22 protein-coding genes are annotated in these 25,369 nt (G+C 44.0%); 19 read left to right on the top strand and 3 right to left on the bottom strand.

What is annotated here, in order from left to right:
- Positions 1–19: 19 nt before the first annotated feature.
- Together trpS and Q4519_RS01850 are read left to right on the top strand one after the other, a co-directional pair.
- Positions 20–1,024, top strand: coding sequence for a tryptophan--tRNA ligase (gene trpS / locus Q4519_RS01855; RefSeq protein ID WP_232801506.1), 1,005 nt, complete (start codon positions 20–22; stop codon positions 1,022–1,024).
- Positions 1,025–1,306: 282 nt separating this feature from the next.
- Positions 1,307–3,523 (top strand): patatin-like phospholipase family protein, encoded by a 2,217-nt coding sequence (locus Q4519_RS01850; RefSeq protein WP_303508870.1) that lies wholly within the window; start codon positions 1,307–1,309, stop codon positions 3,521–3,523.
- 48 nt (positions 3,524–3,571) lie between these two features.
- Here Q4519_RS01850 and Q4519_RS01845 read toward each other — a convergent pair whose 3' ends face one another.
- Positions 3,572–5,029, bottom strand: a complete 1,458-nt coding sequence (locus tag Q4519_RS01845; protein WP_303508866.1) for an NAD-dependent succinate-semialdehyde dehydrogenase — start codon at positions 5,027–5,029, stop codon at positions 3,572–3,574.
- A 253-nt stretch (positions 5,030–5,282) separates the two neighbouring features.
- Here Q4519_RS01845 and acnB point away from each other — a divergent pair, with 253 nt between their 5' ends.
- The 3 genes from acnB (at position 5,283) to Q4519_RS01830 (ending at position 9,451) form a co-directional block, all read left to right on the top strand.
- Positions 5,283–7,880: a bifunctional aconitate hydratase 2/2-methylisocitrate dehydratase gene (acnB, locus tag Q4519_RS01840; RefSeq protein WP_303508863.1), complete on the top strand. Its 2,598-nt coding sequence runs from the start codon at positions 5,283–5,285 to the stop codon at positions 7,878–7,880.
- A gap of 213 nt (positions 7,881–8,093) precedes the next feature.
- Positions 8,094–8,915, top strand: a complete 822-nt coding sequence (locus Q4519_RS01835) for a winged helix-turn-helix domain-containing protein (protein ID WP_233052519.1) — start codon at positions 8,094–8,096, stop codon at positions 8,913–8,915.
- A 164-nt stretch (positions 8,916–9,079) separates the two neighbouring features.
- The gene (locus tag Q4519_RS01830; protein WP_303508859.1) at positions 9,080–9,451 is read left to right on the top strand and encodes a YacL family protein; all 372 of its coding nucleotides are present in this window, start codon (positions 9,080–9,082) and stop codon (positions 9,449–9,451) included.
- Between the two features lie 155 nt (positions 9,452–9,606).
- Here the strand turns inward: Q4519_RS01830 and arfB are convergent, their stop codons facing one another.
- Positions 9,607–10,029 (bottom strand): alternative ribosome rescue aminoacyl-tRNA hydrolase ArfB, encoded by a 423-nt coding sequence (gene arfB, locus Q4519_RS01825; protein ID WP_303508857.1) that lies wholly within the window; start codon positions 10,027–10,029, stop codon positions 9,607–9,609.
- A 248-nt stretch (positions 10,030–10,277) separates the two neighbouring features.
- Here arfB and glnK point away from each other — a divergent pair, with 248 nt between their 5' ends.
- From glnK to Q4519_RS01800, 5 genes are all read left to right on the top strand, one after another.
- The gene (gene glnK / locus Q4519_RS01820; protein ID WP_232801499.1) at positions 10,278–10,616 is read left to right on the top strand and encodes a P-II family nitrogen regulator; all 339 of its coding nucleotides are present in this window, start codon (positions 10,278–10,280) and stop codon (positions 10,614–10,616) included.
- Positions 10,617–10,629: 13 nt separating this feature from the next.
- Positions 10,630–11,862, top strand: a complete 1,233-nt coding sequence (locus Q4519_RS01815; RefSeq protein ID WP_232801498.1) for an ammonium transporter — start codon at positions 10,630–10,632, stop codon at positions 11,860–11,862.
- Between the two features lie 196 nt (positions 11,863–12,058).
- Positions 12,059–13,078, top strand: a complete 1,020-nt coding sequence (locus Q4519_RS01810) for a Fe(3+) ABC transporter substrate-binding protein (RefSeq protein ID WP_303508852.1) — start codon at positions 12,059–12,061, stop codon at positions 13,076–13,078.
- A gap of 24 nt (positions 13,079–13,102) precedes the next feature.
- Positions 13,103–14,731 carry an iron ABC transporter permease gene (locus tag Q4519_RS01805; RefSeq protein ID WP_303508850.1) on the top strand — a complete coding sequence of 543 codons (1,629 nt, stop codon included), beginning with the start codon at positions 13,103–13,105 and terminating at the stop codon, positions 14,729–14,731.
- 52 nt (positions 14,732–14,783) lie between these two features.
- Complete coding sequence (locus Q4519_RS01800; RefSeq protein WP_232801495.1) at positions 14,784–15,824, top strand: ABC transporter ATP-binding protein; 1,041 nt, start codon at positions 14,784–14,786, stop codon at positions 15,822–15,824.
- A gap of 6 nt (positions 15,825–15,830) precedes the next feature.
- Here Q4519_RS01800 and argR read toward each other — a convergent pair whose 3' ends face one another.
- Positions 15,831–16,298 carry a transcriptional regulator ArgR gene (argR, locus tag Q4519_RS01795; RefSeq protein ID WP_232801545.1) on the bottom strand — a complete coding sequence of 156 codons (468 nt, stop codon included), beginning with the start codon at positions 16,296–16,298 and terminating at the stop codon, positions 15,831–15,833.
- Between the two features lie 302 nt (positions 16,299–16,600).
- Here argR and Q4519_RS01790 point away from each other — a divergent pair, with 302 nt between their 5' ends.
- The 9 genes from Q4519_RS01790 to agaE all read left to right on the top strand — a co-directional run bounded on the left by Q4519_RS01790 (position 16,601) and on the right by agaE (position 25,348).
- The gene (locus Q4519_RS01790) at positions 16,601–17,332 is read left to right on the top strand and encodes a transporter substrate-binding domain-containing protein (protein WP_303508844.1); all 732 of its coding nucleotides are present in this window, start codon (positions 16,601–16,603) and stop codon (positions 17,330–17,332) included.
- Between the two features lie 207 nt (positions 17,333–17,539).
- Positions 17,540–18,472 (top strand): malate dehydrogenase, encoded by a 933-nt coding sequence (mdh, locus tag Q4519_RS01785; RefSeq protein WP_233052527.1) that lies wholly within the window; start codon positions 17,540–17,542, stop codon positions 18,470–18,472.
- 247 nt (positions 18,473–18,719) lie between these two features.
- The gene (gene agaR / locus Q4519_RS01780) at positions 18,720–19,490 is read left to right on the top strand and encodes a transcriptional repressor AgaR (RefSeq protein WP_303508838.1); all 771 of its coding nucleotides are present in this window, start codon (positions 18,720–18,722) and stop codon (positions 19,488–19,490) included.
- Positions 19,491–19,934: 444 nt separating this feature from the next.
- Positions 19,935–20,711 (top strand): transcriptional repressor AgaR, encoded by a 777-nt coding sequence (agaR, locus tag Q4519_RS01775; protein ID WP_303508835.1) that lies wholly within the window; start codon positions 19,935–19,937, stop codon positions 20,709–20,711.
- Between the two features lie 8 nt (positions 20,712–20,719).
- Complete coding sequence (locus Q4519_RS01770; RefSeq protein ID WP_303508833.1) at positions 20,720–22,027, top strand: D-tagatose-bisphosphate aldolase, class II, non-catalytic subunit; 1,308 nt, start codon at positions 20,720–20,722, stop codon at positions 22,025–22,027.
- Positions 22,028–23,194, top strand: a complete 1,167-nt coding sequence (locus Q4519_RS01765) for an SIS domain-containing protein (protein ID WP_303508831.1) — start codon at positions 22,028–22,030, stop codon at positions 23,192–23,194.
- Between the two features lie 12 nt (positions 23,195–23,206).
- The gene (agaV, locus tag Q4519_RS01760) at positions 23,207–23,680 is read left to right on the top strand and encodes a PTS N-acetylgalactosamine transporter subunit IIB (RefSeq protein ID WP_303508829.1); all 474 of its coding nucleotides are present in this window, start codon (positions 23,207–23,209) and stop codon (positions 23,678–23,680) included.
- Between the two features lie 14 nt (positions 23,681–23,694).
- Entirely contained in the window at positions 23,695–24,474 is a 780-nt protein-coding gene (gene agaW, locus Q4519_RS01755) for a PTS N-acetylgalactosamine transporter subunit IIC (RefSeq protein WP_303508828.1), read from the top strand.
- Positions 24,464–25,348 (top strand): PTS N-acetylgalactosamine transporter subunit IID, encoded by an 885-nt coding sequence (gene agaE / locus Q4519_RS01750; RefSeq protein ID WP_303508827.1) that lies wholly within the window; start codon positions 24,464–24,466, stop codon positions 25,346–25,348. The genes agaW and agaE overlap by 11 nt, the downstream gene beginning before the upstream one ends.
- Positions 25,349–25,369: the final 21 nt, after the last annotated feature.

Here is a 25,369-nt window from a genome sequence, read left to right as displayed (position 1 = left end):
AAAAATAAAGGAACGTTTTATGGCAAACCCAGTTGTATTAAGTGGCATTCAGCCAACCGGTGGCATGACAATAGGAAACTATATAGGTGCTATCAACCAGTGGCGAACGTTACAGCAGGACCATGACTGTTTCTTTATGCTTGCCGACTTGCATGCTATCACGGTGCGCCAAGATCCTCAGGCGCTACGCGATCGCGTATTAGATGGCGTTGCCCTTTATACCGCTTGTGGTATTGATCCTGAAAAATCAGCATTATTTGTCCAGTCGCAAGTGCGTGAGCACGCGCAATTGGCTTGGGTGCTTAACTGTTACACCCAAATGGGTGAACTAAGCCGGATGACGCAGTTTAAAGATAAATCAGATAAACATTCTAACAACGTGAATGTGGGCCTATTTAGCTACCCTGTGCTACAAGCTGCAGATATCTTGATTTATCAAGCGGATAAAGTGCCTGTAGGGGAAGACCAAAAGCAGCATCTTGAGCTGACTCGCGATATTGCAACCCGCTTTAACAACCTCTATGGTGAGGTGTTTAAAGTGCCTGATCCGTTTATTCCACAAGTGGGGGCGCGGGTGATGAGCTTACAAGAGCCGACTAAAAAGATGTCGAAGTCGGATGAGAATCCGGGGGGTTACATCATGCTACTTGACGAGCCAAAGCAAATTGAGAAAAAGCTAAAGCGCGCGGTAACGGATTCTGATGAGCAAGCGCGAATCTACTTTGATACTACTGAAAAGCCGGGTGTGTCTAACTTACTCACGCTGCTTTCTGTTGCAACAGGGCGCACTATTGCGGATTTAGTGCCGGACTACGAAGACAAAATGTACGGTCATCTCAAGAAAGATACCGCCGAGGCGATGGTGGCGATGATCGAGCCGATTCAAGCGCGTTTTCATCAAATACGAGAAGATCAAACTGAGCTAGATCGTATTATGAAGCAAGGAGCGGAAAAAGCTTCGGCGCGCACTGAAGTGACCCTAAAAGCCGTATACGACGCAGTAGGGTTTATCCCTCGCCCGTAGTGCCAAGCGTTGATTAAATATAGGCCCGATATAGCTTGCTGTATCGGGCTTTTTAATATTTAAGGCATTTGAAACGTTAACTCTGCAGAGTGCTTAAGCCATTCTTAGTTGGTCGCTAATAGGCTTTATTTTTTGGCCTTGGCCAGTTTAGATAAGCTAAGTGTATCGGGATATATTTAAGGCGTTTTTGTAGGAAAAATAATCACATTGGTTAGGGCATTAATATAGCTGATAGGTATAATTGCCATCGCTCTTTGAACACCATTTCACTTAAGGAAAATCATGCTTCGGTTATTATTTATTTTACTGCTGTCTGGCTCTAGTGCTGTGGTGCTCGCATCTGAGCGGCCAAAAGTAGGTTTGGCATTGGGTGGTGGTGGTGCCAAGGGGGCTGCTCATGTCGGTGTGCTTAAAGTGTTGGAAGAGCTTAATATTCCGGTGGACTATATCGCGGGCACATCAATGGGGGCTTATGTGGCGGGTATGTATGCATCAGGGTTAAGTGCCGCCGAAATAGAACAGCGCATGTTTGCAACCGATTGGAATCAAGGCTTTTCTGACAAGGTTGCTCGCGAAAACTTAAGTTATCGCAAAAAAAAGCAAAATGAGCAGTTTTTACTGCAATCAGACATTGGCTTTGATGGCAGCGGTATCGCGTTACCTCATGGCGTGATCCAAGGTGAAACCATGGCACGCCTGCTGCGAGAGTCGACGTTAAACTTAACTAATATTGATAGTTTCGATGATATGCCCATTCCTTATCGCGCTTTGGCGGTTGACTTGGAAAAAATGGAACCCTATGTACTCAAGCAAGGCAATCTAGTGAATGCGATGCAAGCCAGTATGTCGGTGCCTGGCGTACTAAGACCGATGGAAATAGATGGCCACTACCTTGCAGATGGCGGCATAGTGAATAATTTACCTATCGATGTACTAAAAGAGATGGGGGCTGACATTGTTATTGCGGTAGATATTGGTTCTCCTTTAGTTGGTAAAGTTAAGTTGGATTCTTACCTCACTATTTTAGATCAGCTCAGCAATTACATGACGCAGTCAAGTACTCGAAAGCAGATTGCCTTAATGTCTGACCAAGATATTTTACTCAAACCAGCTATTAGTGAAATTGGAACGGGTGAATTTGAACGTATGGCGGAGATTTTACCATTAGGCGTTGCAGCTGCGCAGGCTAAATTGGGGCAGTTGCAAAGGCTTTCTGTATCGGCGGATGATTATGCTTTATACACTGCTAGAAAGTTGAATATCAGAGCGGGTTTACCGTCAGGTGATATGTTTATTGTTGATCGCGTTGATATTGAAACCGATGCCCAATTATCGGAAGCCACTATTCGGGCACGGTTAAAAGTAAAACCAAATCAGCCTTATGATCAGCTGCGACTAGAAAAAAATATTCAAGGTCTTTATGCCGAAGGTATTTTTGAGCGGGTCGATTATGAGTTTGTAACCGACCAAGGTCAGCGGGTGCTTAAAGTGACGGCAAAAGAGAAGCCTTGGGGACCGGGTTATTTCGATATGTTATTGGGGATAGAGGAAACACAAGCAGAAAACTCAAAAATTGCCTTTGGTCTTTCTTATACCTTAACGGATTTGACTTCACATGGCGCAGAGTGGCGCAACCGCGTCATTATGGGAACGCAAACTTGGCTATCGAGCGAAGTGCATGTTCCGCTAAATGTAACCCAAACTTACTACTGGGATGCTGAGGTTGTGTACCAGCAGGATCAGCGAAACTATTTTTTTCCTGATGCTAATACTAGCGGTGGCACCATCAAATACTGGCAAACGGAATATAGCTCCCTTGGCTTTGATACGTCCCTTGGTCTAAATATCTCACCGCGCTCTATTTTAGAAGCTGGCTGGTCGGTTGAGGAGGGAGATATGGAGTTTATCGGCTCTAGTCTGGACAGTGATTTTACCTTCTATGGCCCTTATATTTTGCTCGGATATGATAGTTTAGATAACGCTTTTTTCCCAAGCCAAGGGAGTGTGTTAGAGACCAAACTGCAATGGATCACCGAGCGTAGCGATGGCGAAAAAGATGACGGTTGGCTAGGACAAATAGATTGGATGAATGTACAAAGTTGGGAACGCCATGTACTAGAGCTAAACGCTATATATGGTGGCGTAAACACTAAGCTTGAGACTCCCGCGGTGATGCAGGATCTAGGTGGTTTTCAAAATCTATCAGGCCTGTTACGCAACGAAATTTCTGGACGTTATAAAGTCTTTGGCTCTGTGGTGTATCGCTATCGCATTCTAGATAATAATTTTGGTGCAGTGCGGTTGCCCATGTATTTCTCGGCTTCGATTGAGCAGGGTAATGTTTGGCAAAGCAGTCGCGACATACGCTTTGACAACATGATTACGGCAGGGAGTTTAGGCGTGTCGGTTGATACGGGTCTTGGGCCTATCACCTTAGCGACAGGGCTTGCTGAAGGTGGTAATAGTAGTATTTATTTCTTCTTAGGTTCGAAAATATAACCTCATCTTAACAGTTTAGCCCCCATGAACAGGGGGCTTTTGACTATATCAACTTAACTGGCCATAACAATGGGCTTTAATATATTGATATTCAGCTAAGCCAGTGTGGCCTCCCTCTCGGCCTAAGCCTGATTGTTTGATGCCGCCAAACGGGCTAACGGCATTTGAAACCATGCCATCGTTTATCCCTATCATGCCGTAATCTAATGCGCCAGCAACCCGCTGACAACGGTGGATATTGTCACTGAAAAAGTAAGCTGCCAGCCCTGCATCGGTGCTGTTAGCACGTGTAATCACCTCGGTCTCTTCATCAAACCATTGCACAGCTAACACCGGACCAAAAATTTCTTTCTGGGCAATAGGCATATTGGGGGTTATGTCGACCAGCAAGGTGACAGGAAAGAAGGGGCTGTTTGATTCATTTAAGTCAGCTTGGTATTCAAGTTTAGCGCCGGCACTGATAGCGCTTGCCACTAAGTCATGTACTTTATCGACAGCGGCTTGGTTTATCAGCGGACCGAGCTGCACATTTTTATCCATGCCATTACCGACAGTGAGCGATGGCAACTTTGCCTTTAGCTTAGTTAAAAATGCCTGCTGTAAATTTTGAGCGACATAAATACGGTTAGCGGCGACGCAAGTTTGACCGTTGTTTCTAAATTTACTGATCATTAAGGCGTCAACAGCAGCGTCAAGATCAGCATCAGCAAAAATAATAAAGGGCGCATTGCCGCCAAGCTCAAGTGATAAACGCTTTAAGCTAGTAGCACTTTGCGCAAATAGCTTTTGTCCAACAGGCGTTGAACCTGTAAAAGAAAGCTTTTTGACTCGTTGATCGTGACACAGTGCATCGCCAATCATAGGTGCGTTTCCGGTAACAAGATTGATAACACCTTTTGGAAAACCGGCACGGTGGGCTAACTCGACTAAGGCGATGGCGGTAAACGGCGTGAGTTCGGAAGGCTTGATAATAATGCTACAGCCTGCGGCAAGAGCGGCAGCGGCTTTGCGGGTGATCATCGCGGCGGGAAAATTCCATGGCGTAATCAATGCCGCCACGCCAATGGCTTGCTTGTGAGTGTGAAACTGCTTGTTATCCACGGGTGAGTTTAAGGTTAAGCCGTAGTCGGCATTGATTTGCTCGGCAAACCACTTAATAAACGAGGCTGCATAAAGTATTTCACCTTTAGCTTCAGCTAATGGCTTGCCTTGCTCTTGAGTCAGTATTTTGGCTAAGTCATCCTGCGCGGAAAGTATCAAATCATACCATTTGAGTAACCACTCACTTCGTTTGTAACTATTTGTTTTTGAATAGGTATCAAATGCTTCTTGTGCCGCTGTAATGGTTTGTTCAAGGGCGAGCTTATCAATCACTGGTATGGTGCCTAGTTCTACCCCGTTAGCTGGGTTGCTAACTGTTATGGATTTGTTACTAACTTGCCACCTCCCATTAAGGTAGTTTGCTTGCTTTATCAATTGATTATCGTTTAATTGCAAAAAATTCATGGAGACATACCTGAGTGGGTTTAAGTTCGCATTTTAATAACTTGATAACATAAATGAAATAATTTACTGACGTATTAAATTTTAATTTTTACTTGAATCTTATATACTCTTGCTGCTTCGAAATGGTCATATTGCCTGCATTTTTGCTTTTAAATCGTTGTTTAAGTCGATCTATCGCATTAACAGCAATGTACCCGTCAAAGGATAAAAATCACCGCAAATAGGTGATATACATTAAAAAGAGGAACGAGTCGTGCTTGAAGCTTATCGTAAACACGTCGCAGAGCGTGCTGCCCAAGGAGTGGTTCCTAAGCCGTTAGATGCTGAACAAACCGCTGCCCTAATCGAACTAATCAAAACGCCACCTGCTGGCGAAGAAGAGTTTATTCTTGAATTACTAGCCGATCGTATACCCCCTGGCGTAGATGAAGCGGCATACGTAAAAGCAGGCTTTTTAGCTGCTGTTGCTAATGGCGAAGCCAACTCTCCTATTTTATCAGCTGCCCGTGCTACTGAGTTACTCGGTACCATGCAAGGGGGCTATAATATTGAGCCTTTGATTGCTCAGCTAGATAATGACGAGTTAGCCCCAATTGCGGCTAAAGCGTTATCTCATACATTACTGATGTTTGATGCTTTCTTCGACGTAGAAGAAAAAGCCAAAGCAGGTAATGCGTATGCACAACAAGTCATGCAGTCTTGGGCGGATGCCGAGTGGTATTTAAAGAAACCGCAAGTGGCAGAAAAAATTACCGGTACCGTATTTAAGGTAACTGGCGAAACCAATACTGATGACTTGTCTCCTGCGCCTGATGCATGGTCTCGTCCAGACATCCCATTACATGCACTTGCGATGTTGAAAAATGCGCGCGAAGGTATTGAACCCGATCAAGCGGGCGAAGTGGGTCCAATTAAGCAAATTGATGCACTTAAAGCTAAAGGTCATCCGTTAATTTATGTGGGTGACGTAGTGGGAACCGGTTCCTCTCGTAAATCAGCCACTAACTCTGTACTTTGGTTTATGGGTGATGACATTCCACACGTGCCTAACAAGCGTGCGGGTGGTGTTTGTATCGGTGGTAAAATTGCCCCTATCTTCTTTAATACTATGGAAGATTCTGGCGCACTACCGATTGAAATGGATGTAAGCGACTTAAACATGGGTGATGTAATTGATATTTACCCACACCTTGGCGTGGTTAAAAATGCCGAAACCGGTGAAGAAATTGCTAAGTTTGAGCTAAAGACCACTATTATTCTTGATGAAGTACGTGCTGGTGGCCGTATTCCATTAATTATTGGCCGCGGCTTAACGGATCGTGCGCGTCAATCTTTAGGTTTAGGCCCAACAGATATCTTCAAGCTACCTGAAGATGTTGCCGCTTCCACTAAGGGCTACACCTTAGCGCAGAAGATGGTTGGTAAAGCCTGTAATGTTGCTGGCGTACGCCCAGGTCAATACTGTGAGCCTAAGATGACCACAGTAGGCTCGCAAGATACTACCGGCCCAATGACGCGTGATGAGCTAAAAGATTTAGCGTGTTTAGGTTTCTCTGCAGATCTAACCATGCAGTCTTTCTGTCACACCGCGGCATACCCGAAACCAATCGATGTAAACACTCATCATACTCTACCTGATTTCATCATGAACCGTGGCGGTGTATCACTGCGTCCGGGTGATGGTGTTATCCACTCTTGGTTAAACCGTATGCTATTACCAGATACCGTTGGTACTGGTGGCGACTCTCATACTCGTTTCCCATTAGGTATTTCTTTCCCTGCTGGTTCTGGCTTAGTGGCGTTTGCTGCTGCAACAGGCGTAATGCCATTGGATATGCCTGAATCAGTATTGGTCCGCTTTAAAGGTGAAATGCAACCAGGTATCACCTTGCGTGACCTAGTTAATGCTATCCCTTATTACGCGATCAAAGATGGTCTATTAACGGTTGCGAAGAAAGGTAAAGTAAACATCTTCTCTGGTCGTGTACTAGAAATTGAAGGTTTACCTGATCTGAAAGTTGAACAAGCATTTGAACTGTCAGATGCATCTGCTGAGCGTAGTGCTGCGGGTTGTTCTATCAAGCTAAATGAAGCGCCGATTATTGAGTATTTAAACTCTAACATCGTGATGCTGAAGTGGATGCTAGCCGAAGGTTACGGTGATGTGCGCACTATCGAGCGTCGTATTACTGCGATGCAAGAGTGGATTGCTAATCCAGAACTAATGGAAGCTGACGCTGACGCTGAATACGCTGCTGTTATCGAAATCGACATGAACGAAGTGAAAGAGCCAATCTTAGCTTGTCCTAACGATCCAGATGACGTGAAACTGTTAAGCGAGCTTTCAGGCACGGATATCGATGAAGTGTTTATCGGTTCATGTATGACTAACATTGGTCATTTCCGCGCCGCAGGTAAACTGCTTAATAACTTCTCTGGTCAATTACCAACTCGTCTTTGGGTAGCTCCGCCAACTAAGATGGATGAAGCACAACTAACCGAAGAAGGTTACTACAGCATCTTTGGTAAAGTAGGCGCACGTACTGAAATGCCAGGTTGTTCTTTATGTATGGGTAACCAAGCGCGTGTGGCTGACAACTCAACGGTTGTATCGACTTCAACTCGTAACTTCCCTAACCGTTTGGGAACCGGTGCCAATGTTTACCTCAGTTCAGCAGAGCTGGCAGCGGTTGCAGCGATTATTGGAAAATTACCAACAGTTGATGAATATATGACATATGCCAAACAATTAGATGCTACTTCGGCAGATACGTATAGATATCTAAACTTTGATCAGCTTCCAAGTTATACTAAGAAGGCTGAGAAGGTAATTTTTACACAAGCCGTTTAAATCGCTTAAAAAGTAAAAAACACCAAAAAAAACCCTCTCAGGAGGGTTTTTTATTGGATAAATATAAGATAGCGATACAAATTAGTTAGATTGCAGGGATTTGATTAAATTAAAGTCAATTAATTTGCATACACGGCTGGATTTTTTTACAAAGTCTTGATAAAACTATGTTGTCAGTCACAATTTTATTTTTTTAATTATATGGGTGTCATTATGCTAGAAAAAAGCCTTGTTGTGGGTGAATACCACATAGATACGAGTCAGAACAGCCTGATCCATAGTAATCGTAAAGTTTACTTAGGACCACTACGTACATCGCTATTGCACTTCTTGTGTAAGAATTTAAACACGGTAGTAACACGTGAAGATCTAGCGCAGCATGTATGGGGCCGTCTGGTAACCGACCACACGATCAACCAACACATTTCACAATTGCGTAAAAGCATTGGTAACCTAAGCATTCATGGCTTGAACATTTCAACCATTCCTAAGCGTGGCTACATTGCTCGTTTAGAAGGCGCTGAAGTTGGTCAACCTACGCCGCTAGTGAATAAACCAGAAGCTGTTACAACTAACCTAAAAGTATTGGTAGTTGAAGGTAATAACGGCGACCGTGATGCTATGGTTGCACAGCTTGAAAACCTAAATGTTGCTTACGTTGAAAGTGCAGCAACTGTTGAAGCTGCAGAGCAGGCTTTTGCTTTACAGGACTTTGACCTACTAGTGATTGACGCATTGTTGAATGACACTGCAGGTATCGAACTAGTAAAACGTATCCGTATGGGGGAAACCTCAGCCGTTGCAGATATTCGTGTTCTAGTGACGCACTTTGATGTTCAACGTGAGCTACTTGGCATTAACAGCTTACTTGATATTCAAGGTCTATTACTAAAACCATTAGAAGACAGTCGCTTGAAGCAAATGTTAATGGTTGCTAGCAAATCAGCTGTGGTACTTAAGCCACAAGCCGCTTATGAGTTGGTTCCAACTCATGTATTAAGCAAAGAAGCAGCATTAAAAACAGCGACAAACTAAAATAAACGCTGACAAAACTTAGACAGTTTTAAATATAATAAATAACACCAGAGCTGACTTAGGACGAGACTTTCTGGTTTACCAGTAGTTAAAAGTTGAGTACTAAGTTCAAGCTCTAAGGTAGAATCCATCATCGAGCACGACTGACAATATGAGGTTCGATTTTGGAGTTTGAATTTAAACGCGACATGTTACATAACACAATAAAAAGTCATTTTTCTATGGGCCATGAAGCCTTGGGAGTTTGGCTAGAGCAAGAGATAAATATGGATCTTGCCTGCATATCTCGTTTACTAAACCAAATTCAGCTGCTCCAAACCCAAGGGGTGGAGCAGTTTGAATTATTAGGAGCGGAGTTTTCCTTGTTTCTTAATCAAGAAGAAGCCAAGGTTGTCGCCAACATCCTGCTATCCGATAACGACGAATTACCCGATGATATGAGCTTTTATGATGAGGAAAGTTTAGCTTTGTGTGGTTTAGAAGATTTCGAGCAGGTATTAATTTCCTATCAAAGATTTATTCAAACTGGCTACTAAGCGTTTTTGATTAGCCTTAATTCGAAAAACTAAACACTCAACCTTTCGTAAAAAACTGGGTGAACTGCCCGCAATAAGCAACTCAATTAACTCAGAAACTAGGTTCTTTTCCCTACTACTCTGTTTTGTAAAATCGAGCCGGTTAAACATGGCCATTAAAAAGTGACCTTAGCGCGCAGTTTCTTCACGTTTCCTTTCACGGTTTTTCCTTGTAAACGGCGGGTCTTGGAGCCTTTCGTAGGTTTAGTGGCAATGCGGCGCTTTTGCACTACGTTGGCGCTTTTAATTAATTCCACTAGCCGTTCTATCGCGTCTTGTTTGTTGAAGTCTTGGCTGCGACTGTTTTGCGCCTTGATAATGATGTCACCACCCTTAGTGATACGATGATCGCTAACTTGTTGCAGACGCTCTTTATAACTATTAGGAAGGGCATTGGACGCTAAGAAGTTAAATCTTAGTTGCACCGCGGTGCTAACTTTATTTACATTTTGTCCACCTGCTCCTTGGGCGCGAACAAAGGTAAATTCTATTTCTTTAAATGGAATAAATACGCGCTCTGATATTTTTATCGTATCCAAACTTAGTCTCTCTAACCTGTCCAAACCTGCAATATTGTAACCTTTTCCAACTTTGATGTCCTTGAATCCTCATTTTGCCCCGATAGAGCGCATTGTTAAAACTATGTTGCTTTAATTTGGTGCGTAAAGGTCAGTTGAATTTATCAATTATATTTAAGCTGTTGAAATTGTTTGGCTTTAATTTCTGGCACGGAGTTTGTAATACCTAGTATAAGAAAATTAAAAATACATGCTTAGGGAGAGTTGTTATGAAAATGATCAGTGCGATTATCAAGCCATTCAAATTGGATGATGTCAGAGAAGCTGTGGCAGAAGTTGGCGTAGATGGTTTGACCGTGACAGAAGTAAAAGGGTTTGGCCGTCAGAAGGGGCATACCGAGCTGTATCGTGGCGCAGAATACAATGTCGATTTTTTGCCTAAGGTGAAGCTTGATATTGCGACGAGTGAAGAAAATGTCGATCGCCTTATTGAGGCTATTACTGGCGCAGCCTATACCGGAAAAATCGGTGACGGCAAAATTTTTGTTTATGAGCTAACTCAAGTGGTACGTATTCGTACTGGTGAGTTAGACAACGAAGCACTGTAAGGGAGATAGGATCATGGAAAACACAGTGATTGAATTGCGCTTTGCGCTAGATACTTTTTATTTTTTAATGTCAGGTGTATTGGTGATGTGGATGGCCGCGGGTTTCGCGATGCTCGAAGCAGGCTTAGTACGTTCAAAAAACACCACCGAAATTTTAACTAAGAACGTCGCGTTATACGCCATTGCTTGTACCATGTACTTGCTAGTGGGTTACAACATTATGTATGTCGATAATGTTGAGGGTGGCATCATTCCTTCTTTTGGTGCCTTGATTGGTGGTCAAGCAGATGGCGCCGACCATTCGCTAGAATCGGATTTCTTTTTCCAAGTGGTATTCGTTGCTACGGCCATGTCGATTGTATCGGGCGCAGTAGCAGAGCGTATGAAACTTTGGTCTTTCCTTGCCTTTAGCGTAGTACTAACAGGTGTTATTTACCCAATTGAAGGTTACTGGACGTGGGGTGGTGGTTTCCTATCTGCTGCGGGTTTCTCTGACTTTGCTGGCTCTGGTATTGTGCATATGGCTGGTGCGGCAGCGGCATTGTCAGCCGTACTACTACTTGGTGCTCGTCGTGGTAAATACGGCAAAAATGGTGAAGTTCATCCGATCCCTGGTTCAAATATGCCACTGGCTACCTTAGGTACATTTATCCTTTGGATGGGTTGGTTCGGTTTTAATGGTGGTTCGCAGTTAATGATTTCTGATGCTGAGAATGCAACAGCAGTAGGCAAAATTTTTGTGAATACCAATGCTGCAGCAGCAACAGGTGCCATCTTTGCGCTAGTAGTAACAAAAATAAAATGGGGTAAGGCTGATTTAACAATGATGTTGAACGGTGCTTTAGCCGGTCTTGTTGCTATCACAGCTGATCCTCTATCGCCAAGCCCATTATTTGCCGCTCTTATTGGTGTGTTTGCTGGAGGCCTTGTGGTGTTTAGTATCGTTGCTTTTGACAAAGTTAAAATTGACGATCCAGTTGGCGCTATCTCTGTTCATGGTGTATGTGGCCTGTTTGGTCTGATGGTTGTGCCTTTCTCAAATGCAGAAACGTCGTTTACTGCCCAGTTATTTGGTGCAGCAGTTATCTTTGGTTTTGTATTTATCGCCTCATTCATTGTTTGGGCTATCTTGAAGCAAACCATGGGTATCCGTGTCACAGAAGACGAAGAAATGACGGGTATGGATATTCATGATTGTGGCGTTGATGCTTACCCAGAATTTGTAACGGTACGTCCAAGCCGTTAATTTGTAGCTTCCGTTGTGTGTTGTCTACCTTTGCCCCGATGATTCGGGGCTTTTTTGTTTTTATTATCTATGCTTATTCCTAAAAGATATTCTAAATAGAAATGATTACTATCCAAATCAGGTGACAGGGATTAAAATTTGTTTATAATAACCTTGATAGTAATCGTTATCATTACACTCAGTTAGGAGTTATCAAGTGAAAAAAAGCTTTATTCTTGCTTCAGTCGTTTTAAGCAGTGTTTTAGCATCAGCCTCTTCTTGGGCAGCAAAAGAAGAAGTGAATGTTTATTCTTACCGCCAATCGTTTTTAATTGAGCCAATTATGGCAAAATTTACCGAAGAAACAGGGGTAAAAGTAAACATAGTATTTGCTAAAGATGGCCTAATTGAGCGTTTAGAGCGTGAGGGCAAGTTAAGCCCTGCTGATTTAGTGTTAACGACCGACATTAGCCGTTCAGTTGAGCTTGTAGAAAAAGACTTAGTTCAACCCGTGCAAAGTGAAGCTCTAGAAGGTAATATTCCTGCCCAATATCGCGACCCAGCTGATCAGTGGTTTGCTTTAACTACTCGTGTTCGTAACGTTTACTCTTCTAAAGATCGCTTAGGTAAACAGCCTGAGTTGAATTACGAAGATTTAGCCGATGCAAAGTTTAAAGGCAAAATTTGTACTCGTAGCGGTAAGCATCCATACAACGTGGCACTGATTTCTTCGATGATAGTTGCTAACGGTGAAGCGGAAACTAAAAAATGGTTAGAAGGGGTTAAGGCTAACTTAGCACGTAAACCACAAGGTAACGATCGCGATCAAGTAAAAGCAATTAAAGAAGGCTTTTGTGATGTTTCACTGGGTAATAACTACTACCTAGGCAAAATGTTAAATGATGAGAAGCAAGTGGCTTGGGCAAATGCCGTTGAAATTAACTTTCCTAACCAAGCTAATCGCGGTACTCATGTAAATATCAGTGGTGTTTCACTGACTAAGTTTGCGCCAAACAAAGACAATGCAGTTAAACTGATGGAGTTTTTGTCTAATGATACTGCACAAAAAATATACGCAGAAGTTAACTTTGAATACCCAGTTAAGCCGGGTGTGGCGGTTTCTGAATTAGTATCTTCTTGGGGTGAATTTAAATCGGACACTATTCCACTGGCTGAAATTGCTAAGCAGCGTCCAGTAGCACTAAAATTATTAGACGAAGTTAAATTCGATTTATAAGGGTTTTGTCCCTTGAGTGAATAGATGTACTCAAGATTATCATTATTTTGGATCACCAGTAGTTGGGCCATTGGCCTGCTACTGGTTTTTCCTGTTATAGCCATTATTTATCAAGGCTTACAACCCGCTGGAGATTTGTTTCAGCATTTGATGGACACCGTGATGTGGGATTATATCCACAACACGGTTTTGTTGATCTTAGGGGTTGGTGTTTTAAGCTTTATGATGGCTATCCCTGCGGCATGGTTTATGGCCATGTGTGATATTCCTGGACGTAAATATTTGCAATGGGCGCTGATGTTGCCCTTGGCGATGCCCGCTTATATTGTGGCCGGTATTTATACCGAGTTACTTGATTTTGCAGGCCCCGTGCAAAGTGTGTTGCGCGATGTTTTTGGTTGGCAAACCGCGCGTGATTATTGGTTTCCTAATATCCGTAGCTTAGGTGGCGCCATTGTTATTATTGCAAGTGTGCTTTTCCCCTATCTTTATTTACTCGCACGGACTTCTTTTTTAGAGCAATCTGTTACCTTAATGCAGTCGGCTCAGCTGCTAGGCAAAACGCCGTTGCAAGCTTTTTGCCGTATTAGTTTACCGTTGGCAAGACCTGCCATTGCAGTCGGGCTATCTTTAATTGCGATGGAAACCTTAGCCGATTTTGCAACCGTGAACTTTTTTGCTGTTAATACGTTAACTCGTGCTGTGTTTGATACTTGGCAAGGTTACGGTAGCCTTCATGCAGCAGCCAAAATATCGACGCTAATGTTAGTAGTAGTGGTAATGTTATTAGCATTGGAACGTTTTAGTCGACGCAAACAAAAAGTTTTTCAAAAAAATATGGGGCAAGAGAGCGCGCATTTGTTGCTTATGAAACCATGGCAGCAGTGGTTGGCGGCATTGTTTTGTTGGTCTTTAGTTACACTCGGCTTTATATTTCCATTTTCGATGTTAGTTTACTTTGCTACGCAATATTTTACTGATTCTTGGACCGCTGAATTTATTGAATTTAGCTTAAATACTTTTTTCATTGCCGGAGTGGTTGCTGTACTTGCTTGTATCATCGCTATTCTGGTCGGTTTATTTCGCCGTTTACATATGCAACGAGGCTCAGATATTCCCGCTCGCTTGAGCTCAATGGGATATGCCGTTCCGGGCACAGTGTTGGCCATTGGTATATTGATCCCTTTTGGTTGGCTTGATCATAGTTTAAATGACTTGGTTGAGCATTTTGGTGGACAAGGGCCTGGGCTATTATTTAGTGGCACTATGCTGGCGTTGATTGCTGGTTATTTGGTGCGTTTTACTGCTATCGCGGTGGGGGCGGTAGAAAGTAGCATCAATAAAATTCCACCTTCACTTGATATGGTGTCGCGTACTTTAGGGCACTCTCCGGTAAAAATGGTGCGAAAAGTTCATATTCCATTGATTAGTAAAGGCTGTTTTACAGCTGTGTTGTTGGTATTTATTGAATCAATGAAAGAATTACCGGCGGCGCTTATTTTGCGGCCATTTAACTTTGAAACATTAGCGACATATGTTTATCAGTTTGTTTCTGATGAGATGATCGAGCATGGCGCATTGGCTGCGATAGTGATTATCTTAGTGGGTTTAGTGCCATTGATCATATTGAGTCGCTCTATTGAGCGGCATTAATAGAGTTTATCACCCCTCTTTTTTAAAAGTTTTTAAAAGGACACCCTTAGCTATGTCAGCATTGGTTATCTCAAACGTTCATTGTAGCTACAACGGCCTCGATATTTTGTCGGATATGAGTGTCACGCTAGAAGAGAATGAGATCCTCTGTCTATTGGGCTCAAGTGGTTGTGGTAAAACCACGTTACTTAAAGCCATCGCCGGATTGCTACCATTGAAATCGGGTGAGGTAATGATCAATGGCAAAGTGGTTAATAAAACAGGTTTCCACTTACCTCCTGAGCAACGCAAAATTGGCATGATTTTCCAAGATTACGCCTTATTTCCGCACATGACGGTGATGGATAACGTGGTGTTTGGTATTGATGAGTTGCCGAAAAAAGAACAGCAGCAGCGTGCCAAGCAAGTACTGGATTTGGTGAACCTTAGCGAATTGAGTGAACGTTATCCACATCAACTTTCAGGTGGTCAGCAACAGCGTGTCGCGATTGCACGAGCGCTAGCATATCAGCCGGATTTAATGCTGCTGGATGAGCCTTTTTCTAATATTGACAGCCAGGTGCGATTGAAACTGATTGCTGAAATTCGACAGATTCTAAAAAAAGCTGGGGTAAGTGCGGTATTTGTTACTCACTCAAAAGAAGAAGCATTTGCTTTTGCTGATAAACTGGCGGTACTAGACCAAGGTAAAATTGTGCAAGTAGGAACGCCGGATCAGTTGTATCTTCGTCCGGCTACTCGTTTTGTTGCTGATTTCCTTGGTGGTGGCAACTATTTACCCGCCACTGTGATTGATGAGCACCACGTCAATACACCTTTGGGTAGAGTGTGTAGTACTGTTGCTCACCATAAATCAGATGCGACCAGCTACGATATTTTTATCAGGCCGCAACAAATAAGCTTAACGGCTAATGATACGGGAGCGGGCGTGGTGAGTGATGTGCAGTTTCTTGGCGCCAGTTCAAAAGTATATGTAAAACTCGCACAGCAAGAGTTTGAGTGTCAGGTTGCGCAGCATTTTACTGCACAGCAAGCTGTGGATTTAGCGGTTATGCCTCATGAGCTTATTTTATTCGATAAGCAAAGCGCCTAATGGTTCTTAGCGCATATCAAACAAGCTTTTGACAGTAAGCACAGTGCGTTGAATTTCTTTCGTATTAGTGGGAGTGATGAAGATTGTATCATCGCCTGCAATGGTCCCTAAAATCCCGTCTGCTTTACTGAGTGAGTCGAGCAATCTTGCAATTAGCTGCGCGGCGCCTGGGCTGGTACGGATCACAACCAATGCGTCATTGTAATCGATGTCACTGACTAAGTTCTTCAACGGGCTACTGGTAGCCGGTACGCCTAATTCAGCTGGTAGACAATAAACCATCTCAGATTTAGCATTGCGAGTGCGCACTGCGCCAAAGCGGTTTAGCATCCGAGATACTTTTGATTGATTGATATTATCAAAGCCTTGCGCTTGCAATGCGCTGACAATTTCACCTTGTGAGCCGAACGTTTCTTCTTTTAAAAGAGATTTAAATGCTTCAATAAGGCGATCTTGCTTGTCGTTGTTTTTCATTAGAAATACATAATCAGTCAAAAATAAACCAATATCTTGCATAAAAAATCATTTTCTAGCAAGTGATATGGTTAGTTGGAAAGGCTAAAAGAGAGCGGTATCACCAAATAAACTTAAAAGACTCAATAGATAGGTTGTTGCAGTTCATATTAAGGCTGAAAAATACATTTAACAGGTAATTGTTCGAAAATTTAGTAATATGTCGAGTTTGATTCTGTTTAAAGTCACCGCTGACTAAAAAACGGGATTCTAAACTAGAATAGAGTCAGGCGCTAGTGGATTTGAAGAAAGGGTGAAGTGTTATGTGGCGAGTGTTGTTATTGTGTTGTTTAAGTTTTCAGAGTGTTGCTGCTAGTCGGATTCAATTTGCTACTGAGGCCAGTTACCCACCTTTCGAATATTTAGATGATGCAGGGCAATTCGCCGGCTTAGATATCGATTTAGCTAACGCGCTTTGCCGCCACTTAAAAGCTGAGTGTGTATTTCATAATAAAGCATTTGATAGTTTGATACCGGCTTTGCAATTTCGTAATTATGATGCCGTAATTGCGGCACTTAATGTCACCGAAGCGCGCAGTGCTTTAGTGGCATTTACGGATATTTATTACGATAGTAGTGCGGTGTTTGTTGCCAAAAAAGGCACATATGACGGAGCGGTTAACGTTAAAAATCAAGCCATTGGTGTACAAAATGGTAGCCAACAACAGCGCTATCTTGTTGAAGAGCCATCCATGCAAGGGGCGCTGACAGTGCCTTATGCCACTTATGCAAAAGCTTTTGCTGACCTTCGCTTGGGTGATATTGATGCAGTATTAGTGGATTTTGCTGTCGCCGATGCTTGGTTACAAGCGCCAACAAATAGCGAGTTTGAGATAGTTGGGAAAAAGATCACTGATGTGGAATATTTTGGTCTTGGTTATGGGATTGCGGTCAACAAGTCGAATAAGCGCCTGCTTAGGGATTTAAATAAAGCATTAAAGCAAATCAAGGCTACAGGGGAATACGATCGGATTATTATGAAGTACTTTCGCTAGCAGAGAAGGCTGGATTGGTTGTTAAAATGGGCTTAAATGCTAACGAGATGTTAAAAAAGCTGTAAGTTATGGTTGGGTTTTTTCTATTTGCTCACAACTTAGGGTTTCAGCTCTGTTAACAGATTGTGTTTTTTAGGTGGATCTCATAGACTTTGCTCGCATAATAAAAGGAATGAATCCTCACCTACACATAACGGAGACAACCACATGAAAGTAGCTGTTTTAGGCGCTGCGGGCGGTATCGGTCAAGCCCTTTCTCTTTTGCTAAAAAATGATTTACCAGCTGGCTCAGAATTATCATTATATGATATTGCACCTGTTACCCCAGGTGTTGCAAAAGACCTTAGCCATATCCCAACTGATGTTGCGATTGAAGGCTTTGCTGGCGAAGATCCAACACCGGCACTTGTTGGTGCTGATTTAGTGCTTATTTCTGCTGGTGTAGCACGTAAGCCTGGTATGGATCGCGCGGACTTATTTAATGTAAACGCGGGTATCGTTAAAAACCTGATTGAAAAAGTAGCGGCTGCTTGTCCAAAAGCATGTATCGGTATCATCACTAACCCTGTTAACACGACCGTTGCGATTGCGCGTGAAGTGCTAAAAAATGCTGGCGTTTACGATAAAAACAAATTATTTGGTATCACTACTTTAGATGTTATCCGCTCTGAAACCTTCATCGCTGAAGCGAAAGGCTTAAAAGCAACGGATATTAAAGTTAACGTTATCGGTGGTCACTCAGGTGTTACTATCCTTCCGCTACTTTCACAAGTTCAAGGTGTTGAATTCTCTGATGAAGAAATCGCTAGCCTAACCACACGCATTCAAAACGCGGGTACTGAAGTAGTTGAAGCGAAGGCCGGTGGCGGCTCTGCAACACTTTCAATGGGTCAAGCGGCAGCGCGTTTTGGTCTGTCAGTAGTGGCAGCGCTAAACGGTAAGCAAGGTGTTGTTGAATGTACTTATGTGGATGCTGGCAGCGAGCATGCAGAGTTCTTCGCACAACCAGTATTACTTGGTAAAAACGGCGTAGAGAAAGTACTGCCTTACGGCGACATCAGCGCATTTGAACAAACAGCATTAACTGAAATGCTAGATACCCTAAAAGGTGACATTCAAAAAGGCGTGGATTTCGTTTAATTCATACTGGTTAATCCCATGTCTGCACTAGCAGCTTGTGGTTAGTGAAAAACCCCAAATATTTAGTTTGGGGTTTTATTTTATCGACACCCAAGCAGCTTGATTTTGCAACGTATAGCTATCTCCAACCACTTGTTGTCAAAGCAATTAATAACACCTCTCAGGCTAAAAATTGATAATTCGGGTTGTTAATTTTCACCACTACTGGGTAGACTCATTGCTAGGTTAACTCTATTGGCGAATTGACATGGCTCTTGATACTGCGCAGCGGCGTAAAGCGATTTTAGAATACATTCAAAAAAATCAACAAGGTGAGGTCAGTTGGTTTGCTGAATTGTACCAAGTCTCTACTGTGACTATTCGTAACGATCTAAATTATTTAGAAAAAAAAGGATGTGTTATCCGTTGTTATGGTGGCGCGTTACTTAACAATCAATTTACCTTCGATAAACCACTGAACGACAAAAAGCAGCTAAACACCAGCATTAAAGCCAAGCTTGGCAAATACGCCGCTTCATTAATTAAAGATGGCGATAAGATCATTCTTGATTCTGGCTCGACCACTGAACAAATTGCTTACCATCTTCACTCTATGCGTCACCTTACTGTGATGACGAATGGAATCAACATCGCTTATCACCTCGCCAATCAACCTGATATAGAAGTCATGCTCACTGGTGGCACTATTCGTAAGCGTTCATATTCTATCAATGGGACTAGTGGTGAAGGCCTGCTGTCTAGCTTTCGCTTCAATACCTTATTTTTAGGGGTAGACGGTTTTGATAAAATAGCCGGGATCACGACACCCCATCAAGGTGAAGCTGATATCAATCGAAAAATGGTTGAAGCCGCGCAACAGGTTATTGCGATCACGGATTCTTCAAAATTTAATCGGCAAAGCTTTTGCTTGATTGCGCGCCCTGAGCAACTTGCCATGCTAATCACCGACAGTGGCATCCCACCTGATTATGTTGAATATTTGACCGCTCTAGGGGTGGATGTAAGAATTGTCGACTAATTCTCTCCTGACTGTTTGCTTCTGCTATTTTTGTTAGCTGCTCTTATCGCGCCTATCCCCTCATTCACCCATGGTTAACCATCTGCCTAATTGGGTTGATGTCGTTGCTTTATTCTGGTCATCAACTTAGCCAAGCTCTGGTTATGTGATCTCGCGCAGATCGCAGTTCGAAATGCTACGGTTTCTCCTCTTTCATGTCCCCCTTTCACTTTTCTGTTTCTAGAAGTCAGTCTTACCGCACTTTCCTCTAATAAATATCTGCTTTCAATTGAAATGTATTTCTTTCACTTTTACTGGATCGAAAGGTTTTTTGCGGAAAAACGAAACCATTTTACTTGTGAACTAGCTTTCACTTTTATTTTTTTGGACCTGATTTAATAGCAATCAAATGAATCGAAACAAATAAATCACGAAAGTGAAATTTAACGAAAGAGGGGCGGAACAATGACTAGTTCAGAGCGAAGACAACTTATCATGGCGCATATTCGCACTCACGGCAGCGGTAAGGTCGATGAGTTTGTGGGCTTGTTTAATGTGTCTGCTGTCACTGTTCGTCATGATCTTAACGTGTTGGAAAAAGAAGGGTGCGTGTTCCGTTGTTATGGCGGCGCTAACCTTAATCCCAATTTTGCTTTCGATCAGCCCCTTTATCGTAAAGATCAACTTAACCGCAGTGCCAAGCAAAGTATCGCACTGGCGGCGGCTAATTTAGTCAAGGATGGCGAAGCCATCATCCTCGATTCAGGTTCAACTATTGGTTTAATGCCGCAATATTTTGCCAATAAAAAACAACTGGTTGTAATGACCAATGCACTCAATACCGCCTACCAACTCAGTCAGTTTGAAAACATCGACTTACATGTAGTAGGTGGGCGTTTACGCCGCGCTTCTTGCTCATTGATAGGTCATCACGGTGAACAGCAAATGCGCTCTTACTTATTCGACAAATTGTTTTTAGGCGTGGATGGCTTTGACCTGCACGCAGGTATTACGACACCGGATAACCATGAAGCTCAAGTTAACCGTGCCATGTGTGCCGTCGCGAGAAAGATTATCGCGGTGACTGACTCGAGCAAATTTGGCCGTAAAAGTTTTTGCATGATCAGAGCCGCTAATCAAATTGATGCGCTGGTGACCGATAGCAATATTCCTCACGAAACACATCAAGCACTGCTTGAGATGGGGGTCGATGTGATCCTCGCTGAGCAAACCGGAAATTAGGAATCATTATGACAACGTTACTTTCACTGATAGGGCAACACAAACAAGGCCGCGCCACGGGGATTTACTCGGTTTGCTCTGCGCACCCATTGGTGCTCGAAGCGGCGATTAAGCAAGCCGCTCACGATCAGCAGTTGGTTTTAATTGAAGCAACCTCGAATCAAGTCAATCAATTTGGCGGTTATACCGGAATGACGCCACAAGATTTTGCTGATCATGTGTTTGCTTTGGCTACGCGTCTCAATTTTCCTGCGCAAAACATCATCTTGGGTGGTGATCACTTAGGTCCTAACTGTTGGCAAAATCTCACCGCCAAACAAGCGATGGCATATTCATCGCAAATGATTAATGACTACGTCTGCGCTGGTTTTAAGAAGATCCACCTTGATTGCTCCATGTCGTGTGCCGATGACACTACACCGTTAAGCGAGGCGGTGATGGCAGCGCGTGCGGCGCAACTTTGTTTAATTGCCGAACAAGCATGGCAAAAGGTAGGTGGTGATGCGCCGCTTTATGTTATCGGCACGGAAGTACCCACCCCAGGTGGTGCTCTTGAATCATTGGAGCAAGAGGGCGTTGAAGTGACCAAACCGGAAGAAGCCTTAGCGACACTCGATGCTCATCATCAAGCTTTTAGTGATATCGGTGTGGGTTATGTTTGGCCTCGCGTCATTGGTTTGGTGGTGCAACCTGGTGTTGAGTTTGATCACCATCATGTACATCATTATAACAGTGAAAAAGCGCAATCACTGAGCCAAATAATTGAGCGTCAGCCACACCTAGTGTTTGAAGCCCACTCTACCGATTACCAGAATGCCCCTGCTTACCACCAGCTGATACAAGATCATTTCGCTATTTTAAAAGTAGGTCCAGCCCTGACTTTTGCATTACGTGAAGCCCTATATGGCCTCGATCGCGCAGAGCAAGAGTGGCTCGGATCGCACCATGCTTCCCATTTACGCGACACCATAGAGCAAGTGATGCATGAACAGCCTGACTATTGGCGTTCGCATTACTCCAGTAAGGGCCACCAGCAGTTTCTTGATTGCAGCTATAGCTTGAGCGATCGCATTCGCTACTACTGGACTCACCCTGAAGTAAAGGCAGCGCAACAAGCACTATTTGACCACCTAACCACTAAGCCTCTACCGGTAACGTTACTTAGCCAGTACTTGCCGAATCAGGCGAAAGCCATTGCGCAACACCAAATTCAAAACGATCCCGCTGACATTGTTATTCACAAGATCATGGAAGTGACCAAAGTCTATTCCCAAGCTTGTTATGCCAATGTAGCGACTTGTCAGGAGACTATTTAAATGAACACGTTTTTAGGTTACTCACAGCCATGGTTAGAACAACGTAATGGCATTCATACCGCAACAGAAATCAGCCAGCAGCCCCGGTTATGGCGTGCGCTGGCGGATATTCTGGTGCAGCAATATGACCCGATTAGCGCGTTCCTTGAACCGCTATTTGAACGCCCAGATCTACGTATCATCTTAACCGGTGCTGGTACCTCAGCCTTTGTTGGCGATGCGGCAACCCCGTTTATTCAGGCGGGTCTGAACTTTCAAGTTGAGTCTATTCCCACCACGGATATTGTCTCTAATCCAGAGCAATTCCTTGATACTACAAGACCCACGCTAATGGTGTCATTTGCGCGTTCAGGTAACAGTCCAGAAAGTGTCGCTGCGGTCACCTTGGTAGACCAACTGGTGCCAAATTGTCATCACCTATTCATCACTTGTAACGGTGATGGTGCCCTCGCGCGTCACGCTGAACAGGCTAATAACGCTTACTGCATGTTGATGCCGGAAGGTTCAAACGACAATAGCTTTGCCATGACGTCCAGTTTCAGCTGCATGTTAATGTCCACATTAACCTTGTTTGGTGAGCAAACTCAGACCCAGTGGTGTGAACAAATTGCAGCCACTGCGGCTTTGTGCGAGAGCAAAATTAACCAATGGCAACAAGCTATTAAACAGCTGGCAGCGCAACCTTACGAGCGGCTAATTGTATTAGGTAGCGGTGGCTTTGCTGGGTTAGCCCGTGAGGCTTCCCTTAAGTCTCTTGAGTTGAGCGCGGGTAAAGTGATGACCAGTTTCGATTCATCACTTGGCTTTCGCCACGGTCCTAAATTTAGCATCAATGATAAAGCGTTAGTGATCCAGCTCATCTCTAGCGACCCTTATACAAGGCGTTACGACTTAGATTTGTTCAATGAGATCCGAGGCGACCAACAAACCTTAGGGCATATCGCCATTACTGAAGCCCCCCTCAACCAAGAAGGTGTGTTTGAACTGGGCCAATTAGGCCTTGGTGACCCATGGCTCTGTTTCCCTTACATCCTATTTTGCCAAATGTTGGCTTTTGAAAAGTCACTGCAGCTTGGTTTTGGTCCAGATAACCCGTGTCCCACTGGCGAGGTCAATCGTGTGGTGCAAGGTGTTGTTATTCATCAGTTTGATAACAAAAAGAATTAACAGGAGTTGAACATGCCAAATATCGTATTAAGTCGCATTGATGAGCGCTTAGTCCACGGCCAAGTCGGTGTGCAATGGGTTGGTTTTGTGGACGCTAACATTGTCATTGTTGTTAATGACGATGTTGCCCAAGACACCATTCAGCAAAACTTAATGGAAATGGTGTTAGCCGATGGCATCGCGATCCGCTTTTGGACCGTGCAAAAGACCATCGACACCATTCATAAAGCCTCAGAACGCCAACGTATTTTGCTGGTTTGTCGTTCACCTAAAGACTTTCGCCAACTGGTGGTTGCTGGCGTACCCATTAGCCATATCAATGTTGGCAACATGCACTACGTGGAAGGAAAAAAACAAATAGCCAAAACCGTTTCGGTCGACGCCGAAGACATTGCGGAATTGGAGCAGCTAAAAGCGTTAGGGGTGAAATGTACGCTGCAAGGTGTACCCACTGAAAGCGCTACCGACCTCTTTACTCTTATCTAATAAGGATACTCGTTATGGAAATAGGATTTATACAGGCGTTGATGCTCGGCATCCTAGCCTTCTTCGCTGGACTGGATTTATTTAACGGTCTAACCCATTTTCACCGCCCGGTGGTACTGGGGCCGCTGGTTGGTTTGGTGTTAGGCGACTTGCAAACCGGTATTCTGGTCGGTGGTACCTTAGAGCTGATTTGGATGGGCTTAGCGCCGCTTGCGGGCGCCCAGCCACCGAATGTGATTATCGGCACTATCGTCGGGACGGCTTTTGCTATTACCACTAAAGTTGAGCCTAACGTTGCGGTAGGGGTCGCGGTTCCTTTTGCTGTGGCGGTGCAAATGGGCATCACGTTACTCTTTTCGGCGATGTCGGCAATGATGTCTAAGTGTGATGAGCTTGCTCGAGCCGCTGACACCGATGGCATTGAACGCGTGAACTATATGGCGCTATCTGTGCTGGGGTCTTTCTACTTTCTATGTGCATTTTTGCCCGTTTACCTTGGCGCAGAGCACGCCGGAAAGATAGTGCAAGTGCTACCCAAAGAGCTTATTGATGGCTTAGGTGTGGCAGGCGGCATCATGCCAGCCATCGGCTTTGCCGTGCTGATGAAGATCATGATGAAAAATGTCTACATTCCTTATTTCATTCTCGGTTTTGTTGCCGCGGCTTGGCTGCAACTCCCTATCTTAGCCATCGCCGCTGCTGCAACGGCAATGGCGATTATCGACTTTATGCGTAAACCAGAACCCACACCTGCAACAGCAACATCAGCAGAGGACTACGAAGATGGAATCTAATATAAGTAAAGATCTACCCCTACACGTGACTGACTCAGCAGTACAGCCTGCTGCTGGCGTGGCCGCGGATGAGTATGAAAATAAAGAAATTGGCGCCGCGCTCACTAAGGCGGATATTAACAAAATGGCATGGCGTTCACTGTTGCTGCAAGCTTCATTTAACTACGAGCGGATGCAGGCTTCTGGTTGGCTTTACGGCTTACTGCCCGCGCTGAAGAAGATCCATACCAATAAAGCAGATCTTGCCAAAGCGATGCAAGGCCACATGGGCTTTTTCAATACCCATCCATTCTTGGTGACATTTGTCATGGGGATCGTGCTGGCGATGGAGCGTTCAAAGCAAAATATCAACAGCATTCAGAGCACTAAAATAGCCGTTGGTGCCCCCATGGGCGGAATTGGCGATGCGATGTTCTGGCTCACCTTGCTACCCATTTGTGGCGGTATTGGTGCTGATCTTGCCCTGCAAGGCTCCATTATGGGGGCGGTGTTCTTTTTCGTGCTGTTCAACGTGGTGCACTTTGGCCTTCGTTTCGGCCTTGCTCATTATGCCTACCGCATGGGGGTCGCCGCTATTCCGGTCATTAAAGCCAATACCAAGAAAGTCGGTCATGCCGCGTCAATGGTGGGGATGACAGTGATAGGCGCCTTGGTTGCGACTTACGTTCGTCTATCTACTACGGCTGAAATAACCGCCGGTGATGCGGTCGTGAAACTGCAAGCTGATGTTATCGATAAGCTCATGCCAGCCTTCTTACCTTTGGTCTACACCTTGGTGATGTATGCCTTAGTGAAACGTGGTTGGAGCCCGCTAAAACTGATTGGTATTACCGTCACGTTGGGTATTGCTGGCCGCTTTATGGGTTTCCTATAAACCTTAAGCAGCGTTTTTAAC

The sequence above is a fragment of the Motilimonas sp. 1_MG-2023 genome (assembly GCF_030547455.1).
Classification (GTDB): domain Bacteria; phylum Pseudomonadota; class Gammaproteobacteria; order Enterobacterales; family CBDFNC01; genus Motilimonas.
This window is presented reverse-complemented; position numbering and strand designations above follow the sequence as displayed.

Bases quoted from the DNA above. Each gene is read 5' to 3' on its own strand.
- trpS (WP_232801506.1), top strand. From the start codon at position 20: ATGGCAAACCCAGTTGTATTAAGTGGCATTCAGCCAACCGGTGGCATG.
- Q4519_RS01850 (WP_303508870.1), top strand. From the start codon at position 1,307: ATGCTTCGGTTATTATTTATTTTACTGCTGTCTGGCTCTAGTGCTGTG.
- Q4519_RS01845 (WP_303508866.1), bottom strand. From the start codon at position 5,029: ATGAATTTTTTGCAATTAAACGATAATCAATTGATAAAGCAAGCAAAC.
- Q4519_RS01835 (WP_233052519.1), top strand. From the start codon at position 8,094: ATGCTAGAAAAAAGCCTTGTTGTGGGTGAATACCACATAGATACGAGT.
- glnK (WP_232801499.1), top strand. From the start codon at position 10,278: ATGAAAATGATCAGTGCGATTATCAAGCCATTCAAATTGGATGATGTC.
- Q4519_RS01815 (WP_232801498.1), top strand. From the start codon at position 10,630: ATGGAAAACACAGTGATTGAATTGCGCTTTGCGCTAGATACTTTTTAT.
- Q4519_RS01805 (WP_303508850.1), top strand. From the start codon at position 13,103: ATGTACTCAAGATTATCATTATTTTGGATCACCAGTAGTTGGGCCATT.
- Q4519_RS01800 (WP_232801495.1), top strand. From the start codon at position 14,784: ATGTCAGCATTGGTTATCTCAAACGTTCATTGTAGCTACAACGGCCTC.
- argR (WP_232801545.1), bottom strand. From the start codon at position 16,298: ATGAAAAACAACGACAAGCAAGATCGCCTTATTGAAGCATTTAAATCT.
- Q4519_RS01790 (WP_303508844.1), top strand. From the start codon at position 16,601: ATGTGGCGAGTGTTGTTATTGTGTTGTTTAAGTTTTCAGAGTGTTGCT.
- mdh (WP_233052527.1), top strand. From the start codon at position 17,540: ATGAAAGTAGCTGTTTTAGGCGCTGCGGGCGGTATCGGTCAAGCCCTT.
- agaR (WP_303508838.1), top strand. From the start codon at position 18,720: ATGGCTCTTGATACTGCGCAGCGGCGTAAAGCGATTTTAGAATACATT.
- agaR (WP_303508835.1), top strand. From the start codon at position 19,935: ATGACTAGTTCAGAGCGAAGACAACTTATCATGGCGCATATTCGCACT.
- Q4519_RS01770 (WP_303508833.1), top strand. From the start codon at position 20,720: ATGACAACGTTACTTTCACTGATAGGGCAACACAAACAAGGCCGCGCC.
- Q4519_RS01765 (WP_303508831.1), top strand. From the start codon at position 22,028: ATGAACACGTTTTTAGGTTACTCACAGCCATGGTTAGAACAACGTAAT.
- agaV (WP_303508829.1), top strand. From the start codon at position 23,207: ATGCCAAATATCGTATTAAGTCGCATTGATGAGCGCTTAGTCCACGGC.
- agaW (WP_303508828.1), top strand. From the start codon at position 23,695: ATGGAAATAGGATTTATACAGGCGTTGATGCTCGGCATCCTAGCCTTC.
- agaE (WP_303508827.1), top strand. From the start codon at position 24,464: ATGGAATCTAATATAAGTAAAGATCTACCCCTACACGTGACTGACTCA.